Here is a 19,175-nt window from a genome sequence, read left to right as displayed (position 1 = left end):
ATAACCTAAATGGTTATCCATCTCTGCTTCCAGCATTTGTTCATAAACACGAGTATGAAGCTCTTTCATGAAAGCAGTAACATCTTCGCCAGTCTTAAACTGGGACAGAAACTCTTTACTTAAAAATTCTTTAGGAATGTCCATAAAATCTGATTTTTACAAAGTTAATATATAAATAAAAAAACTACGAGAAAAATCCCGTAGTTTTCTATTTACACAATCAGATGGATAGTCCCTTTAGTTTGGAATGTGGATATTTCAAAAATATATTAGTATTAATTGGGTAATCTTTGATTAAAATAAATATCTTCTGTTTATATTGTAAATAATACTTCTTTTTATGTATCTTTGCCTTCATAGTTTTAAATTGATGTTAGGGGAGATGGAGACAATAACAAATAAAGAAGTAAATGTCCGTTTGGACAATCAAAAAGGAATCTTGTGCATAACCGGCTTATTAGTTGGTACGATGGTATTTTTATACGATTCACAGGGAGAGCTGAGGGGGAAGTCCAAGTTTGAGTTGCCCTCAATTTCTATGCTGGTTCCTAAATATGGGACTTATGTATTGGTGATGAGCCATCCGAACTGTCAACCGGAAGTTCGTAGGATAATATATTCAGAGAAATAAAAAATGAGAGTGTGTCATACCGCGATGAACGCAAATTATCGCAGATTATTTATGACACATCCTCATTTTAATTTAATGAAACCTTTAGTTCCTGAATACTAATCCGTCACCGCTAGCGTCTACAATAATTGCTTTGCTTCGGTCTACTTCCTGAGAAAGTAGTTTTTTGGACAAGTCGTTCAGTAGGTAGCGTTGAATAGCCCTCTTTACCGGACGTGCTCCGAATTCGGGATCATATCCTACTTTAGATAAGAAGTCCAAAGCAGCTTCGGTCATCTCAAGTTCCACTCCGTTTTCGGCTAACATCTTCTGTACGCTCTTGATCTGTAAGAGTACAATCTGCTTGATTTCCTTTTCTGTTAACGGCAAGAACATGATTGTTTCGTCGATACGATTCAAGAATTCCGGACGAATGGTCTTTTTCAGCATATTCATCACTTCCTTTTTCGTTTCTTCGACTACCTCTTCTTTGTTTGCACCATTCAGCTTCTCCATCTGGCTCTGTATATAGGAACTACCCATATTTGAAGTCATGATGATGATAGTGTTCTTGAAGTTGACCACCCTTCCTTTGTTGTCTGTCAGCCGTCCGTCATCCAATACTTGCAACAGAATGTTGAATACATCCGGATGAGCTTTCTCTATTTCATCGAACAGAACGACAGAATAAGGTTTTCGTCGGATAGCTTCTGTCAGTTGACCGCCTTCATCGTATCCTACATATCCCGGAGGCGCTCCGACCAAACGGGAAACACTATGCTTTTCCTGATACTCACTCATATCGATACGGGTCATCATCGTTTCGTCATCAAACAGAAATTCAGCCAATGCCTTTGCAAGCTCTGTTTTACCCACACCGGTCGTTCCGAGAAAGATAAATGAGCCGATCGGGCGTTTCGGGTCTTGCAATCCGGCGCGGCTACGACGTACAGCGTCCGCAACAGCTTCTATCGCTTCATCCTGCCCGATAACCCGTTCGTGAAGCTCTTCTTCAAGATGCAACAGTTTGTCTTTCTCGCTCTGCATCATTTTGCTGACCGGAATACCCGTCCAACGAGAAACTACGTCTGCAATGTCTTCAGCGTCTACTTCCTCTTTAATCATGGCGGTATCACCTTGCATTTCGCGGAGCTTTTGCTGAGTCTCTTCTATTTCTTTGTCCAAAGCTTGGAGTTTACCGTAACGTATTTCCGCAACTTTTCCGTAGTCGCCTTCCCGTTCCGCCTTTTCAGCCTCAAACTTCAGATTCTCAATCTCCACCTTATTCTGTTGGATCTTGTCCATCAACGTCTTTTCGCTCTGCCATTTTGCCTTGAAAGACTTTTCCTGCTCTTTCAGTTCGGCAAGCTCCTTACCGATGATTTCCAACTTAGGCTTGTCATTCTCACGTTTGATGGCTTCACGCTCAATCTCCAATTGTTTGATTTTACGGGAAATCTCATCCAGCTCTTCCGGAACGGAATCCACCTCCATGCGTAATTTAGCGGCAGCTTCGTCCATCAGGTCGATAGCTTTGTCCGGCAAGAAACGATCGGTGATGTAGCGGCTACTTAGTTCTACGGCTGCAATGATCGCATCATCTTTGATACGGACATGATGATGGTTCTCGTAGCGTTCTTTCAGTCCACGCAGGATAGAGATTGTGCTCAAGTTATCCGGCTCATCCACCTGCACGATTTGGAAACGGCGTTCCAAAGCCTTATCCTTCTCGAAATATTTCTGGTATTCGTCGAGAGTCGTAGCACCGATAGACCGCAACTCGCCACGTGCTAAGGCCGGTTTTAGGATATTGGCAGCGTCCATTGCACCTTCCCCTTTTCCGGCGCCTACCAGCGTGTGAATCTCGTCAATAAACAAGATGATATCACCTTCGGATTTCTTCACCTCATTGACTACGGACTTCAACCGTTCCTCAAACTCACCTTTGTATTTTGCACCGGCAACCAATGCTCCCATATCCAATGAATACACCTGTTTGTTTTTCAGATTTTCGGGCACGTCTCCACGAAGAATACGATGCGCCAATCCTTCTACAATGGCTGTCTTACCGGTACCCGGTTCTCCAATCAGAATCGGATTGTTTTTAGTGCGACGGCTCAATATCTGAAGTACGCGGCGGATCTCCTCGTCACGTCCGATGACAGGGTCCAACTTACCGCTACGGGCAGCTTCATTCAAGTTGATGGCATACTTTTCGAGTGACTGATAGGTGTCTTCACTTGATTGGGACGTAACCTTTTCTCCTTTTCTCAATTCACTGATGGCGTTACGCAGTTCCTTTTCCGTCATACCTGCGTCCTTCAGGATGGTAGAAACAGTACTCTTGATAGTCAGCAATGCGAGTATGATATGTTCCAGTGAGACGAATTCGTCACCCATTTCTTTGGAATACTGTGTCGCTTTCTGTAAAACCTCGTTGGATTCACGACTCAGGTATGGCTCGCCACCGGATACTTTCGGAAGTGAATCGATTTGTCTGTCTACAACAAGAGCAACCTGTTGTCCGTTCATGCCCAATTTTTGGAAAATGAAATTAGTGACGTTTTCGCCTACTTTCATCACTCCCTGCATGATGTGGACAGGTTCAATAGCCTGTTGTCCCCGACTTTGTACCAGGTTCACAGCCTCCTGCACCGCTTCTTGAGATTTGATGGTAAAATTGTTAAAATTCATATTGTTGTTCTCCTTTCTTATTTCATGTTTCTAATAACACTTAAAAGGGCGCAAAAGATTTGCCAAGTAGAAAAATATGACAAAATAGCATGAATATTAAGGAGTTAAAGGACAAAATGACTTTTTTTGTTTAGTGCAGACTGACGAATTTGCAAGATAATCAAGTGGATAAATGAAAGTATTGTAGTATCTTTATCCGCTGTAATGATATAATTAAGGTATATATGAATGATAAACCCCAAATAAAACTGTCCGAAACAGTAGTGCTGATAGATGCCGCTTTTCTGAATTTTGTAATAACGGATATAAAAAACTATTTCGAGAAGACATTGCAACGTTCTTTACAAGAGATAGACCTTTCGTTGTTTACTTCCTATCTGACTCTGGATGCAGGAATCAACGAAGGAAAGAACGAGGTGCAATTTCTTTTTGTATATGATAAAGAATCGAGACACTTGCAACATTGCCAGCCCTCCGACTTGCAGGAGGAGCTGAACGGAGTTGCTTTCCAAAGTCCGTATGGCGAGTTCTCTTTTGCCGGTGTCCCGTCGGAGGGCATGGTGTCGAGAGAAGACCTGTTTATGGATTTGCTTTCCGTTGTCTCCGATTCGGTGGATGTGAAGCGGATGATTGTTGTTTCTTTCAACGAGGAATATGGGAAGAAAGTGACTGATGTTCTACAGGGACTGAAAGGCAAGGAAGTTATGCAGTTCCGTATGAATGAACCGGAAATACCGGTAAACTACAAATGGGATATGTTGGCTTTTCCTGTGATGCATTCATTGGGAATAAGGGCGGAGGAGTTATAATCGCTAATACTAAGTTGCTGTGTCCGATTTTCGTTTAAAAGTTTTTCAGAGTGTAGCGAAGAACCTAAGTTTTACGAAGGCTTCGCAAGAGTTGTTTGTCAGCCAGCCTGCTATCACCAAGCATATTCAGGAGTTGGAGACTTGTTACCAAACCCGTCTTTTCGATCGTCAGGGAAGTAAAATCTCCTTGACTGAGGCCGGAGAGCTGTTACTGAAGCATAGTGAAAAGATTTTGGATGATTATAAGCAATTGGAATACGAGATGCACTTGTTGCATGACGAATATATCGGAGAATTAAAACTGGGTGCCAGCACTACGATTGCGCAATATGTCCTTCCTCCTTTATTGGCCAACTTCATAACAAAGTTTCCACAAATCAATCTTTCTTTGATAAATGGGAATTCCCGTGGAGTGGAGGTGGCGTTGCAGGAACATCGTATTGATCTGGGATTGGTAGAGGGTATCTTCCGTTTACCGAATTTGAAGTACACTGCATTCCTGCAAGATGAACTCGTGGCTGTGGTTCATACGCGGAGTAAATTGGCGGTTGCCGACGAAATCCTTCCGGAAGAACTTCCAAATATCCCTTTGGTCTTGCGCGAAAGAGGTTCCGGTACATTAGATGTATTTGAGCGTGCGCTGCTGCAGTATAATCTGAAGCTCTCTTCTCTGAATGTTTTAATGTATCTTGGCAGTACGGAAAGTATCAAGCTTTTTCTGGAGCATACGGATTGTATGGGAATTGTTTCCATCCGTTCGGTACATAAGGAACTTGTTGTCGGCACTCTGAAGGTAGTTGAAATAAAAGGAATGCCGATGCAACGTGAGTTTAACTTTGTTCAGTTGCAAGGGCAGGAGGGAGGATTGTCCCAAGTTTTTATGCGTTTTGCGGGACATCATAGCAAGAGTTTATAACCTCGCTTAGGAATCTCTACTAGAAGAAAAACAATATTATCTCTCATCTCTCATGATTTGCTTGTAAATTGTTGATTATCAGTTTAGCATTTTATGAGAGATCTTTTTTATGCTACCATCTCTCATGCTTTCCGCACCTTTTGAGACATAATCTTTAACTCATTATTCTTCTTCTTGTTTCTTTTTTATATAGATTCTGTGTGCACCTCTTCCAGCGATTCCGATTCCGGAATTGGGTTGATCTCCCCATTGTTTTAATTCTATGGTTGCTGCCGTTTGTAAGAGTCCTGTTAGTTTCCGATATTCATGAACCGTAAGGAACGAATGCTCGTCGAGATATTTCAATGCCAGTTTGAGACGTTGCTCCGGTGTGAACTTCTGTGAGGAACGTTGCTTTTTCCAAGAGGCTCTTTCCAGTCGGCATCTTTCATTAATTCTTCTCAGCATGATTTTGTCTACTCGGAAATTTACATTTCCTACATAAATACTCTGTGCATTACGATGTTCACTTCCTTCTTCAGCTCCTTCCCGTTCTTTATCTTTGTACAGGGCCAGCGACGCTGTGAATGTGCCGATTCCGTCTATCTTAACCGAGCGTCCTTCCGCCATTATGTGTGCCATTTCGATGGAGGTTTGGAGCAATATACCTTCTATATCTCCTGGGCTGAAACCACTGACGTCACCCACTCGTTGGGCAAGTTCTTTTATGCTTGCATTGTCTACCCGTGCAAACTTCGGATATGTGATTCTCTTCCCCGTATTCTGTAAGTCGGGCATCTCCTCCATTATGTACTTTGCCATACTGTTTGTTGTTTGAATTATTAGTAGATAAGTTCTTGTATACTAGGGCAAAACTTCTTTTTCTCTAATAGATAAGTACTTTTGGGTTAAGTATAAACTATAAACGGAGCTTTCGTTTTTACAAACGCAAGTTTCATTTATAAAAACGAAAGCTTTGGTTATAAAAACAAAGCCTTCGTTTATAGTTTCCTCTTGTACAAAGGTAGGTTTTATATTTGAGAAAAAGAAGTTTAGCATTAATAAAAAGGAATTTATTTATTAATAGATTGTATGGAAAGTACTAGGATAAAGTGGAAGTAGGAAAGGGTGGCTGCGGAGTATGTTTATATATTTGGCATACTTTAAAAAGTGTACTGTACAGATTCCCGCGCTTTTTCTTTATATGGTAATCGCTTATCTAAATTTAGAACGCAAGTAAAAAATACTCTAATAGGTGTACCGGTTGATGATATAATTGAGACATCCAATCATTTTGGTTCGTGAATGCCTTCGTCATAATATCGTTCCATTTATTATAGATGAGCGCCATAAGCAATTTTATTATCGTGGACTTAGGGAGTTCGCGACTACTCGTGGATATTTGCTAGATACTTGTCTCTCTGCTCAAGATACTTATGTAGCGTGGGTAAAGTACTTTTATCCGGTATTATTAGACTGATAGATAGAAATAAAATCAGACTTTTATATGGGCTGTTTAATGAATCTTTTATGGTTGTTGCTTGACTGCATTAGCGTTATCACCTTTTGGAAAAGATAGTGTAGAAGTGTAATAAGGTAATCTTGATAAAGAAGAGGTTAGAGCTATAACTAAAAGTTATAACGTATAATTAGAAACGATTAGCGTGTCTTGATTGTTTGTCATACCTTTGCGCTCCAGAAAAACAATTAAAGATATATTATATGATTTCAACAGCTACAAAAACATTGCAGGCAAAAAATAAGACTATTTATGTCGCCCTGCTTTCTACTTTGACTCTTTTCTTATTTTTGGATTATATTCCGGGTTTGCAGGCATGGTCTGCATGGGTGACTCCTCCAGTAGCTCTGTTCCTCGGACTTATTTTTGCATTGACTTGCGGGCAGGCACATCCGAAATTCAATAAAAAGACTTCTAAATATCTATTGCAATACTCCGTTGTCGGATTAGGATTCGGTATGAATCTGCAATCAGCGTTGGCTTCCGGTAAGGAAGGGATGGAGTTTACTATTATTTCGGTGGTAGGTACATTGGCGATAGGTTGGTTTATCGGACGCAAGATATTTAAGATAGATAGAAATACTTCTTATCTGATCAGTTCGGGAACGGCTATTTGTGGTGGTAGTGCCATTGCGGCAGTAGGACCGGTATTGAAGGCAAAAGATAGTGAAATGTCTGTGGCATTGGGTACTATCTTTATTTTGAATGCTATTGCGCTTTTCATATTTCCAATGATTGGTCATGCTCTGAACATGAGCGAACATGAGTTTGGTACTTGGGCGGCTATTGCTATCCATGATACAAGTTCTGTGGTTGGAGCCGGTGCTGCTTATGGAGAGGAGGCTTTGAAGGTGGCTACTACCATCAAATTGACTCGTGCTCTTTGGATTATTCCGATAGCTTTCGCTACTTCATTCATTTTTAAGAGTAAGGGACAAAAGATTAGTATTCCCTGGTTTATTTTCTACTTTGTACTGGCGATGATCGTAAATACTTATTTGCTGGATGGAATGCCGGAAATTGGAAATGCTATTAATGGAATTGCTCGTAAGACATTGACAATTACGATGTTCTTTATTGGTGCTTCTCTTTCGATAGATGTTCTGAAAGCAGTTGGCGTAAAACCGTTATTGCAGGGAATAGCGTTATGGGTAGTCATTAGTTTGAGTACATTGGCATATATCTATTACTTTGCATAAGTAAGAATAAGGATTAGGTAATATATAAAAGAAGTGGGAGAATGTTCGTTTCGTACGATATTCTCCCACTTTTTTTGTACAACCCTCACTCCTCCGATTACAGCTTTGAAAAACTGTAAGGTGGAAGTGATTATTTCTTCTTTAACTCTTCAAAGATCAGTCCTTCCAGCTCTTCTGCTAGTTCCGGATTGTCGGCAATACATTGTTTGGCAGCGTCGCGTCCCTGTCCCAGCTTCGTGTCGTTGTAACTATACCATGAACCGCTTTTCTTGATGATTCCCAGATCGGCACCCAAGTCAACGATTTCTCCGGAATGGGAGATACCTTCACCGAACATGATATCAAATTCTGCTCTCCGGAAAGGAGGAGCCACTTTATTCTTCACGACTTTTACTTTAGTCAGTTTGCCCAGAATCTCTTCACCATCTTTGATCGGTTGTCCCGGACGGATATCCAAACGTACGGATGCGTAGAATTTTAAGGCATTACCACCGGTAGTTGTTTCCGGACTGCCGAACATTACACCGATCTTCTCACGCAACTGATTGATAAAGATACAAGTTGTACGTGTCTTGCTGACTGCTGCTGTCAACTTACGTAATGCCTGAGACATCAAACGTGCCTGAAGACCTACTTTATTGTCACCCATGTCACCTTCAATTTCAGCTTTAGGAGTCAATGCGGCAACGGAGTCGATTACGATAATGTCGATAGCGGAAGAACGGATCAGTTGTTCTGCAATTTCCAATGCCTGCTCCCCGTTGTCTGGCTGGGAGATGTACAGGTCGTCGATGTTTACACCTAATTTAGATGCATAGAAACGGTCGAAAGCATGTTCTGCATCAATGAAAGCTGCTATACCGCCAGCCTTTTGTGCTTCGGCAATGGCATGAATGGCCAATGTCGTTTTACCGGAAGATTCCGGACCATAAATTTCGATGATTCTACCTCTTGGGTAACCTCCCACGCCAAGTGCCACGTTCAAGGCTATGGAGCCTGTCGGGATCACTTCTACTTGTTCAACACTGTCGTCACCCATTTTCATGATAGAACCTTTACCGAAGCTCTTTTCTATCTTTTCCATGGCTGCCTGTAAGGCTTTTAGTTTTTCGCTTGATGCCATTTTATTATCTGTTTCAAAATTAAGTTCGTCTTTCTTTGCCATACCTTATTCTATAATTAATAGATTTATTGATTTAAAATCTGTGCGGCGTGTTCTTTGGTCTTCACCTCTTTGGGAGTGATAATCCGTTCTACTATTCCTTCTTCATTAATCAGGAAAGTAGTGCGGAAAGTACCCATGTAAGCGCGTCCGTACAGCTTCTTTTCTCCCCACACACCGAACTCTTCTACTAATTTCTTGTCAGTATCGGCAATCAGCGTGAAAGGAAGATTGTTTTTCTCGATGAATTTCTGGTGTGATTTCTCATTGTCTACACTGACACCGATTACTTCATAGCCGACTTTGCGTAGTTCGGAGTAGTTGTCGCGCAGATTACACGCTTGCGCGGTACACCCCGATGTATTGTCTTTCGGATAGAAGTACAACACAATCTTTTTCCCTTTATAAGCACTTAAACGGATTTCTTCGCCTTTTTCATTGATACCCAAGATTTCCGGTGCTTTATCTCCTACGTTTATCATAACTTTCTTTTTATCGAACAGGACTACTCTTACAATTCCAAATCTTTGTCGAATTCTTCATGCCACGGAAGGCCTTGTTTATTGAGTTGTTCCATGAACGGATCCGGATTGAATTCTTCAACGTTGTTTACGCCCGGACGTTTCCATTCACCTTTAAAGAACATCATAGCTCCGATCATTGCCGGAACTCCCGTTGTATAGCTCACTCCCTGCATACCTGTTTCTTTGTATGCTTCCTGGTGGCTGCAATTATTGTACACATAGTATGTACGTTCTTTTCCGTCTTTCAGACCACGTATACGGCAGCCGATAGAAGTTTCGCCTTCGTAGTTTTCGCCCAAGTCCTGCGGGTTAGGCAGAACTGCTTTGAGGAACTGCAGAGGTACAATCTTCACCCCATTATAATCGACCTCGTCAATGCGAGCCATGCCAATGTTTTGGATAACACGTAAATGAGTTAGGTATTCTTGTCCGAAAGTCATCCAGAAACGTGCACGTTTGATAGTCGGGAAATGTTTTACCAATGATTCCAGTTCCTCATGATATAGAAGGTATGAATCACGTGGACCGATATTCGGATAAGTCAGGTCCTTATGAATTTCCAGAGGACCGGTAGTTACCCATTTCCCGTTTTCATAATAACGTCCGTTCTGTGTAATCTCGCGGATATTGATTTCCGGATTGAAGTTTGTTGCAAATGCCTTGTGGTGATTTCCGGCATTACAATCTACAATATCCAGATACTGAATTTCGTCGAAATAATGTTTAGCTGCATAAGCTGTATAAATACCGCTTACTCCCGGATCGAATCCACAACCAAGAATGGCTGTCAGCCCTGCTTCTTTGAAACGTTCGTGATATGCCCATTGCCAACTGTATTCGAAATGTGCTTCATCTTTCGGCTCGTAATTGGCAGTATCCAAATAGTTTACTCCTGCTTTCAGGCACGCTTCCATAATAGTCAGGTCCTGATAGGGGAGGGCGACGTTAATCACCATTTCCGGTTTGAAATCATTGAACAGAGCTACCAGCTCGTCCACATTGTCGGCATCGACTTTTGCTGTTTTTATATTGGGGTTACCTATTGCCTCGACGATTTTATCGCATTTCTCTTTCGTACGGCTGGCAATCATTATATCTGTAAAAATGTCGGCATTCTGTGCCACTTTGTGTGCAACGACAGTACCAACACCACCTGCACCGATAATAAGAACTCTACCCATTTTCTTTAATTGCGAATTAAAAATTAAGAATATTAGAATTGTTTATGGAGCAAATATACGTGATTATTTTTAGATAATCATTCGTCTCGCTCTCTTTTTATTTACCTTTGTGAAGTCTATTCTCAATTTTTTTGTTATCTTTGTCCTCAATTTAACTTAAACGTTATAACAATATGAATAAAGTACTAGTTTCAATTTGCATTGCAGGTACAGCACTTGCAATGTCTTCATGCCGTTCAGTAGAGAAGGCAATGCCTTTGTCATCAATCAATGGCGAGTGGAATATCATAGAGGTCAATGGCTCGAAAGTGACTCCAGGCGAAAGCAGAACCCTTCCTTTTATTACTTTTGATACTGCAACCGGTCGTGTGTCCGGTAATAGCGGCTGTAATCGTATGATGGGTAGTTTCGATGTAAATGCGAAACCGGGAAGCCTTTCGTTGGGCGCGATGGCGGGTACGAAGATGATGTGTCCGGATATGACTACTGAGAGAAATGTATTGGGTGCTTTGGCACAAGTAAAAGGATATAAGAAAGCCGGTAAAGATAAAATGTATCTTTGCAATGCATCCAATCGTCCGGTTGTGGTTCTTGAAAAGAAGGAGGCTAATGTGAAATTGTCTGTTTTGAATGGAGAATGGAAAATAAAGGAAGCGAATGGCGAAGCAATCCCTTCTGGGATGGAAAAGCAACCTTTCATCGCTTTTGATGTGAAAAAGAAAACAATTCATGGCAATGCCGGATGTAACTTGATAAACGGTGGTTTTGAAACCAGCGCAAGCAATGCTAAATCAATCTCTTTTCCGGGAGTGGCAAGCACGATGATGGCTTGTCCGGATATGGAAACGGAAGGTAAGATTCTGAAAGCCTTGAACGAGGTGAAGTCATTTGATGTATTAGCAGGTGGCGGAATCGGTTTGTATGACGCAAATAATGCATTAGTGCTCGTCTTGGAAAAGTAATAAGTAAGAATAATATATATAATAATTAAGGTATGCCTGTGTCGCACATGATGACATAGGCATATTTTTTTGTTGGCATTGAACCAGAACCGCCTGTATTTGTTTAATGAGTCAGTTGCTGATAGTGTCCGGGTTTGATTGTGTCAGTAGTGTTTTATTTGTTGAAACTGTCTTTTTGGCAGATATTATGTCAAGCATTCGTATAATTTCTTTTTGGCATACGGTTTGTCTTTTAATAAACGTTCGTTTGGGATTACACCCTAGGAAAAGGATGGAAAAACAACCGGACAAAAGAAATTATAGAATAAATAATAAATAAAAAATAACGATCATGGGAAAAATTATTGGTATTGACTTAGGAACAACAAACTCTTGTGTTGCCGTATTTGAAGGTAACGAACCGGTAGTAATTGCAAACAGTGAAGGTAAGCGCACAACTCCTTCAGTAGTTGCTTTTGTGGATGGTGGTGAACGTAAGGTAGGTGATCCTGCTAAGCGTCAGGCTATTACCAACCCTACGCGTACGATTTTCTCTATTAAACGTTTCATGGGTGAAACTTGGGATCAAGTACAGAAAGAAGTAGAGCGTATTCCTTATAAAGTAGTGAAAGGTGACAACAATACTCCGCGTGTGGATATTGACGGTCGTCTGTATACTCCGCAGGAAATTTCTGCAATGATTCTTCAGAAGATGAAGAAAACTGCCGAAGACTATTTGGGACAAGAAGTGACAGAAGCTGTGATTACCGTTCCTGCTTATTTCTCTGACTCTCAACGTCAGGCTACAAAAGAAGCCGGACAAATTGCTGGTCTGGAAGTAAAACGTATTGTAAACGAACCGACAGCCGCAGCTCTTGCCTACGGTCTGGATAAGGCTCACAAAGATATGAAGATTGCTGTATTCGACCTTGGTGGTGGTACATTCGATATCTCTATCCTCGAATTCGGTGGTGGTGTATTTGAAGTGCTTTCAACAAATGGTGACACTCACTTGGGGGGCGATGACTTCGACCAGGTAATCATCAATTGGTTGGTACAGGAATTCAAGAATGATGAAGGTGCTGACTTGACTCAGGATCCGATGGCTCTGCAACGTTTGAAAGAGGCTGCTGAAAAAGCTAAGATTGAACTTTCTTCTTCTACAAGCACAGAAATCAACTTGCCGTACATTATGCCGGTAGCCGGTGTACCTAAGCACTTGGTTAAGACGTTGACTCGTGCTAAATTTGAATCTTTGGCTCACGGATTGATTCAGGCTTGTCTTGAACCATGTAAGAAAGCGATGAGCGATGCAGGTTTGAACAATGCCGATATTGATGAGGTAATCCTTGTAGGTGGTTCTTCCCGTATCCCGGCTGTTCAGAAGCTGGTAGAAGATTTCTTCGGCAAGACTCCTTCTAAGGGCGTGAATCCGGATGAAGTTGTAGCTGTAGGTGCTGCTGTGCAGGGTGCTGTTTTGACAGATGAAATCAAAGGTGTGGTATTGTTGGATGTTACTCCGTTGTCAATGGGTATCGAAACGTTGGGTGGCGTAATGACTAAGTTGATTGACGCTAACACTACCATTCCGGCACGTAAGAGTGAAACATTCTCTACTGCTGCCGACAACCAGACGGAAGTTACTATCCACGTATTACAGGGAGAACGTCCGATGGCTGCACAGAACAAATCAATCGGTCAGTTCAACTTGACAGGTATTGCTCCGGCTCGTCGTGGTGTTCCTCAAATTGAGGTTACATTTGATATCGATGCCAACGGTATCTTGAAAGTATCTGCAAAAGATAAGGCTACCGGTAAAGAACAGGCTATCCGTATTGAAGCTTCCAGCGGTTTGAGCAAGGAAGAAATCGAAAAGATGAAGGCTGAAGCTGAAGCTAATGCTGAAGCAGATAAGAAAGAACGTGAAAAGATCGACAAGCTGAACCAGGCTGACAGCGTAATCTTCTCTACTGAAAATCAGTTGAAAGAATTAGGTGATAAGTTGCCTGCTGATAAGAAAGCTCCGATTGAAGCTGCTTTGCAGAAATTGAAAGATGCTCACAAGGCACAAGATTTGGCTGCTATTGATACTGCTATGGCAGAAATCAATACTGCTTTCCAGGCTGCAAGTGCTGAAATGTATGCACAGAGCGGTGCGCAAGGTGGAGCACAGGCTGGTCCTGATATGAATGGTGGTGCTGGTCAGCAAGATAACAGCAAGCATGGAGATAATGTACAGGATGCTGACTTTGAGGAAGTCAAATGATTCCGATAAGGATACAGATAATAAACAATAAGCAAAAAGCGTGCAGCTCAACGAGTTGCACGCTTTTTGCGTTTAGAAGTTTCTTGCGGTACTTTTCTTTATATTTGGTATTATCGGGAAAGAAGTAAATCGGCTAATAGAACCGCTGTTTCTGGTTCATCTTTCGGTGCTTCTTTAGGTTTCCATGCTACAACGAATCGAACAGAGGCAGATTTTACTTCATATCCTTTTTCTTTCCATTCCGCCAATGTATTCTGCATATTTTGTGATAATTTGGCTACAGGTTTATTGGTTAATGAATCATACAAGACGAAATTGTCGTAGTTTAAAAGATCTCCGCCTCTTAATGCCAATATCTCTCGTTTAAGTTTTCTGAAGAATCCCAGATAGACATCTTTATGAGAGAGTTGTAGAACAATCTCTTCGGGCATTGCATACTCTTTGGAGTCAATAAAATACTGGTCTACATTTAAATGATTAAAACAATTGCTATTCGTATGTATAGACAGTCTGTTTTTTGCACGTGTTATTCCCACGTAGTATCGGCGCATCAAGTGAGCATCTTTCAAATAATTGTCAGATATGAGCATATATACATTGTCGAACTCTTTGCCTTTGGCTTTATGAATGGTCGATATCACGACATCTGTACCTGAAACGTTACAGAAATCTTCTACCGATGATTCAAATACAAACTCTTTGAAGTCACTAAGGTATTTTACTTTGTTGATTTGTTCAAATAGTTCCACACAACGCTTTACATACACCAAACTTTGACTTCCGTTGTAAGTGGAAAAAGTGGTATGTTTGGCATCATCCCATAATTCTTCCGGAACCAGGGGTGTTTTTGCCCGTTTGTCTATATACCTCAGGAAATATCTTATTTCGGCCATATTCCAAAAACGGAAACCATCCATAGATTGTACTAACTTGCTGTTTATTCCATATTTTCGTAAGAGAGCTACTAATATTACAGCTTCTTCGTTTGTTTGGGTGAGTACACACGAAGTGCCATTCGCCTGATGTTGAATTAATTCTTCAACGAGTGGCTGATACATATATTTTGATTGATAGTATGTTACTCCAACCCAACCATTCTCTTTTCTCATAGAGGTGATTGGGGTGCTTTTCATTCTTTTACCGATACTTTTCACAAATTCGTTGGCGAAATTCACTAGATGGTGCGCACTGCGATAATTCTCAGTCATTTCGAAAAACTTGCTTCCGGGTTCCTTTGTCAGTCGGTGCATATATTCGGAATTAGATCCGCGAAATTCATAGATATTTTGGTCATCGTCGCCTACTGCTATCATACGCATCTCCTCGTTATTGGTCATTAGGGCCTTTACAAGCTTATATTCGTCAGTACTCATGTCTTGAGCTTCGTCTATGACCAACACCGTCTTACCAATTTTGTTAGGTTCCACTTCTCCCTGATTAATCATTTCGGTAGCTTCTGCGACGACGTTTTTGGTATCTTCAAGATTTCCTACTCTTCCTAAAAGGTCAAAGCAATAAGAGTGAAATGTCTTTATCTCAACAAAGTGGGCGGCGTTGCCTATCAGCTCCATGAGTCTTTGTTTGAATTCGGTTGCGGCTGCCCTTGAAAACGTTAACATCAGAAGTTGTTCATGTTTTACATCTTCGAGCAGTAAGAGTGATGCGAGTTTGTGAACTAGCACACGTGTTTTTCCACTGCCGGGACCTGCTGCGACAACGATGCAACGTGAATCTTTATCGGAAATGATCTCCATTTGGCGCTTGGATAATTGACCGAATAATTGCTTGTATTTCTGTGGTGTCAGGTTACGCTGTATTTCACTGACCCTTTCCCCCTTGAAGTATTTTGTGATAAACTTCTTGTAGTCCATTTGGAAATAGTCTTGAACATATTGTAAAGCCGAATTGTAATCTCTTACCATCAGATTGGCATATTCACCCACAATATGAACTTGTTGAATCTTCTGCTTGTAGAATTCATTAAGCATTTGGTAGTCATCCTGCTTGTATCTCGATTTATTGTCCTTAATTCTTTGAATATTCATAGCATTATAAAGGACCAGGAAACCTCCTTCGAGTTTCAGCGCACCAATTTTTGACAGATAAAGAAGTGCTTCCTCCACGTCTTCCAATTGTATGTTGTCAAGCCCGCTGAAAAGGGACTGGGGATTTGACTTTATTTGATTTAGAAGTTCTACTACAGAAAACTGAACAGCTTTGTTTTGTGAGATTTGCTTTTCTGTATCAGCGGTCAACTTATATAGCCATTCCACTGTGAAACGGCTGATTTCCAATCGCCTTTCAAAACGTTTGATGGTTGATTCCATATCTGTTTGACGGCTGATTTCCATATTATGAACCGCATCCTCTTTCTTACGGATATATCCCTTGACTGTGAGGAAATAGAGTAACGTTCGGATGTCTTTTTCTTTAGATGTATTGATACCGTCGTTTGTTGCATCGTCATTCAGTTGCTTGCATGATGTCCGTAAAGATTTGTCAGGAATATGATTGAGGATGTATTGTTCAAGTTTCGCAAAACGTTCGAGGAGCGTGCGCGATTTTCGTTCCGATTCACCGGTATCTAACAAATAGGCGGATATGTCTTTACTGTCTGCCAATATACCTTCTTGTCGCATTCTCTCCACAACAGATATGATTTCACTCTTGCTTATCCCCAGTATATCTGCCAGATAATCAATTCGTGATTCAGCTTCTGAATCTTGGGCTTTGGCAATATGTTTCTGTGAAATCAGTGATTTGATGATTCTGACGGCTTTCTCTATCTCGTCACTGCCAAATAGTAGTGACGCTGATATGCGTTTTCTTGCCTCGTCTATATTTTTAACTGTGATACCTGTAGCATATACATGAGGTACATTATTGCCTCTTACCAAGTATCCACTTTGTTCCAAAGTTGCTAAAGCTGTCCGTACGCGGGTCTCAATATCGGATACAGAATCATCCCAACCTGCCTGTCGGGCAATTTCCAGTGCAGAGCAGCTAACTTTCATGCGTTGTCTGGTGAGATCTTTTACAGCTTTCCATACCTGTTGAATTTCACTAATACTTAGTTTTGTTTGGTTCAACAGTATAAAATGCTTGTCTAAGTCATTATCACTATAAAGCACATAGCAACGTGCGTTGAGGCTGGGATCACGGCCAGCCCTACCTGCTTCCTGCACATAATTCTCCAATGAGTCGGAAATGTCGTAATGTACCACAAGTCCGACATCCTTCTTGTCGACCCCCATACCGAAAGCTGATGTTGCCACGATGATGCGTACTTGGTCATTCATAAATGCATCTTGATTGGCAATCTTCTCTTCAGAATCCATTTTGCCATTGAATGGCAATGCTTTATAACCGTCACGAGTCAATTTGGCAGCCAATTCTTGTGTACGTTTGGTACGTGATACATAAACGATTGTAGGACAATCGGATTCTGCTACAAGTCCTCTCAGTTTTAAATATTTGTCATCGTTATTTTCGGCATGTATGACAGAATAACGCAGATTGGTCCTTGAAGCCGTTGATGCAAATAATTCTAAATCTAAATTCAAGGTTTGTTTGAAATAGTCACAAATGTCTTGTACCACTTTCTGTTTTGCCGTAGCGGTGAAGCAGGAAACGGGTATTGGTTTTTTACATCTTTTGTTTTGTTGGTATTCTCGGATAAATTTGCCTATGTAGAGATAATCAACCCTGAAATCTTGTCCCCATGAAGAAAAACAATGTGCTTCGTCTATTACGAATCTCACAACATGGCGTGCCATTAAAATCTTTTCAATGGTTTTTGAACGAAGCATTTCGGGAGATATATACAAAAGTGAAGCTTCTCCGTCTTGCACTCTTTGTATTGATAGTGCTCTTGTGATAGGATCTAACAATCCGTTGATAGTTACCGCATCAGTAATACCTCTATCAGCAAGGTTATCCACCTGATCTTTCATCAATGATTGTAGTGGCGAAATGACGATTGTGAGTCCGTGCACAGAACGTCCTTCCATAAGTGCGGGCAATTGAAAAGTAAGCGATTTTCCTCCACCGGTAGGAAATATTGCCAATAGTGATTTGCCTTTTACTGCTGCTTGGGCAGCTTGCTCTTGAAGCGGTTCGCCTTCGTATGTACGGAATTGTTCATATCCAAAGAATGTTTTCAAGTTATGAAGCACATTCAGTTGCGTATTACAGTAAACGCAATTTTCGCTGCAACTGTTATGACGCAGGAGTTTTACGACAAATTCTACTTCGGGATAATTGTGCAGTACCCATCCGGGAGTGATGGAGCGGTAGTCGGTGGTGTCAATTAAAGCCAAAGCGTATGCCAATTCACATGGACGCCGTTCAGTTAACATCTCAATATCAGCATGCTGGCAGATCTTATTCACGTAAAGTTTTCTTATGAGATCGGGTACTCCTTCATTGATATATTTCGCACCTACCATACTAAGAAATCCTTCAAACTCTGTCTTGCCTTTTAGTAACGATGCAAATAACGTACGTTTTTCGTCCGGCAGCGAATTCCAACGTGCTATTTCGTCCAGTAGCAGAGCTTTTGCTTTTTCGCAATCATTCACAGGGTTGTTCATCTGCTCGCTGATCAGTTTGTCATCTTTTACAAGCTTATGATAAGGGCGTTCCGGAAATAATAAAGGTGATACATAAAGTGTATCGACAAAGAAGCAGTGGAATGTTTTATCGGTAAACAGATACTTTGCATCATGATGGATGATATTATGTCCGCAGATATAGTCTGTATCACCAAGAAATTTGAACAGCTCTTCTTTCGAAGATTTATGAAATGTTGCACCATCATGACGGAGTGCCCCAATATCATGGATTTTATGATCTTTCAAACCAATTTCAACATCTACTATGGCATAACGTATGACATCAAATGGCACAGATGTATTTTTATTGTTGATTACATGGTTGGTGTCCTCATCTTTTCCGATTCCTATAAGTCTGCTCCATATTGACATATATCCAATAAATAAGTTGTTTTATAATTGAATTTATTATATATCTGTATCTTTTTATTGTTTGGGTATAGCCCCAATATTGTTTACAAAGATAAAAATAAAACTGAATAATCGGTTAAAATCACTGCATTCTTTTTATATATCGATACCATTTGTTTTGCCGTTCAATGAGATTACTGTAACTTTGCGTCCGGTTTAAAAAGATTGTATATTATGGAGTTACCTAAAGATCCGATGATGCTGTTTAGCGTTATCAATATGAAATTGCGGGATTGCTATTCTTCGCTTGATGAACTTTGTGAAGATATGGATGTAGATAAGGAAGAGCTGGTAGGTCAATTAAAAGCCGCAGGTTTTGAATATAGTGCAGAACACAATAAATTCTGGTAA

At 40.9% G+C, this 19,175-nt stretch carries 13 protein-coding genes; 7 read left to right on the top strand and 6 right to left on the bottom strand.

The annotated features are described in order from the left end of the window. Positions 1–370: 370 nt before the first annotated feature. A complete protein-coding gene (locus BACFIN_RS05485; protein WP_007756071.1) occupies positions 371–631 on the top strand; it encodes a hypothetical protein in 261 nt (86 codons plus the stop codon). A gap of 84 nt (positions 632–715) precedes the next feature. Here BACFIN_RS05485 and clpB read toward each other — a convergent pair whose 3' ends face one another. After that, positions 716–3,304, bottom strand: coding sequence for an ATP-dependent chaperone ClpB (gene clpB / locus BACFIN_RS05490; RefSeq protein WP_007756060.1), 2,589 nt, complete (start codon positions 3,302–3,304; stop codon positions 716–718). Between the two features lie 224 nt (positions 3,305–3,528). Between clpB and BACFIN_RS05495 the strand changes: the two genes are divergently transcribed. Continuing rightward, complete coding sequence (locus BACFIN_RS05495; protein WP_007756057.1) at positions 3,529–4,113, top strand: DUF6621 family protein; 585 nt, start codon at positions 3,529–3,531, stop codon at positions 4,111–4,113. 19 nt (positions 4,114–4,132) lie between these two features. Beyond that, on the top strand, positions 4,133–5,029 hold the full coding sequence (locus BACFIN_RS05500; RefSeq protein ID WP_007756053.1) for a LysR substrate-binding domain-containing protein: 897 nt from the start codon (positions 4,133–4,135) through the stop codon (positions 5,027–5,029). A gap of 162 nt (positions 5,030–5,191) precedes the next feature. Here BACFIN_RS05500 and BACFIN_RS05505 read toward each other — a convergent pair whose 3' ends face one another. Beyond that, the gene (locus BACFIN_RS05505; protein WP_007756051.1) at positions 5,192–5,830 is read right to left on the bottom strand and encodes an HU family DNA-binding protein; all 639 of its coding nucleotides are present in this window, start codon (positions 5,828–5,830) and stop codon (positions 5,192–5,194) included. A gap of 900 nt (positions 5,831–6,730) precedes the next feature. On the opposite strand from BACFIN_RS05505, the gene BACFIN_RS05510 reads away from it, so the two are divergent. Continuing rightward, on the top strand, positions 6,731–7,726 hold the full coding sequence (locus BACFIN_RS05510) for a YeiH family protein (RefSeq protein WP_007756046.1): 996 nt from the start codon (positions 6,731–6,733) through the stop codon (positions 7,724–7,726). Between the two features lie 130 nt (positions 7,727–7,856). Here the strand turns inward: BACFIN_RS05510 and recA are convergent, their stop codons facing one another. From recA to BACFIN_RS05525, 3 genes are read right to left on the bottom strand one after another with little or no spacing between them, the layout of a single operon-like run. After that, positions 7,857–8,891: a recombinase RecA gene (recA, locus tag BACFIN_RS05515; RefSeq protein ID WP_007756044.1), complete on the bottom strand. Its 1,035-nt coding sequence runs from the start codon at positions 8,889–8,891 to the stop codon at positions 7,857–7,859. A 23-nt stretch (positions 8,892–8,914) separates the two neighbouring features. After that, a complete protein-coding gene (gene bcp / locus BACFIN_RS05520; RefSeq protein WP_007756041.1) occupies positions 8,915–9,370 on the bottom strand; it encodes a thioredoxin-dependent thiol peroxidase in 456 nt (151 codons plus the stop codon). A 29-nt stretch (positions 9,371–9,399) separates the two neighbouring features. Next, the gene (locus BACFIN_RS05525) at positions 9,400–10,593 is read right to left on the bottom strand and encodes a saccharopine dehydrogenase family protein (protein WP_007756039.1); all 1,194 of its coding nucleotides are present in this window, start codon (positions 10,591–10,593) and stop codon (positions 9,400–9,402) included. 173 nt (positions 10,594–10,766) lie between these two features. Here BACFIN_RS05525 and BACFIN_RS05530 point away from each other — a divergent pair, with 173 nt between their 5' ends. After that, on the top strand, positions 10,767–11,555 hold the full coding sequence (locus BACFIN_RS05530) for an META domain-containing protein (RefSeq protein WP_007756037.1): 789 nt from the start codon (positions 10,767–10,769) through the stop codon (positions 11,553–11,555). Positions 11,556–11,886: 331 nt separating this feature from the next. Beyond that, positions 11,887–13,800, top strand: coding sequence for a molecular chaperone DnaK (gene dnaK / locus BACFIN_RS05535; RefSeq protein WP_007756035.1), 1,914 nt, complete (start codon positions 11,887–11,889; stop codon positions 13,798–13,800). Between the two features lie 110 nt (positions 13,801–13,910). Here dnaK and BACFIN_RS05540 read toward each other — a convergent pair whose 3' ends face one another. Beyond that, positions 13,911–18,785 carry a RecQ family ATP-dependent DNA helicase gene (locus BACFIN_RS05540; protein ID WP_007756033.1) on the bottom strand — a complete coding sequence of 1,625 codons (4,875 nt, stop codon included), beginning with the start codon at positions 18,783–18,785 and terminating at the stop codon, positions 13,911–13,913. A gap of 213 nt (positions 18,786–18,998) precedes the next feature. Between BACFIN_RS05540 and BACFIN_RS05545 the strand changes: the two genes are divergently transcribed. Beyond that, positions 18,999–19,175: a DUF4250 domain-containing protein gene (locus tag BACFIN_RS05545; RefSeq protein WP_007756029.1), complete on the top strand. Its 177-nt coding sequence runs from the start codon at positions 18,999–19,001 to the stop codon at positions 19,173–19,175.

The organism is Bacteroides finegoldii DSM 17565 (assembly GCF_000156195.1).
Lineage (GTDB): Bacteria > Bacteroidota > Bacteroidia > Bacteroidales > Bacteroidaceae > Bacteroides > Bacteroides finegoldii.
The sequence above is the reverse complement of the archived record's forward strand: the minus strand, read 5'-3'. Positions and strand labels throughout refer to the sequence as shown.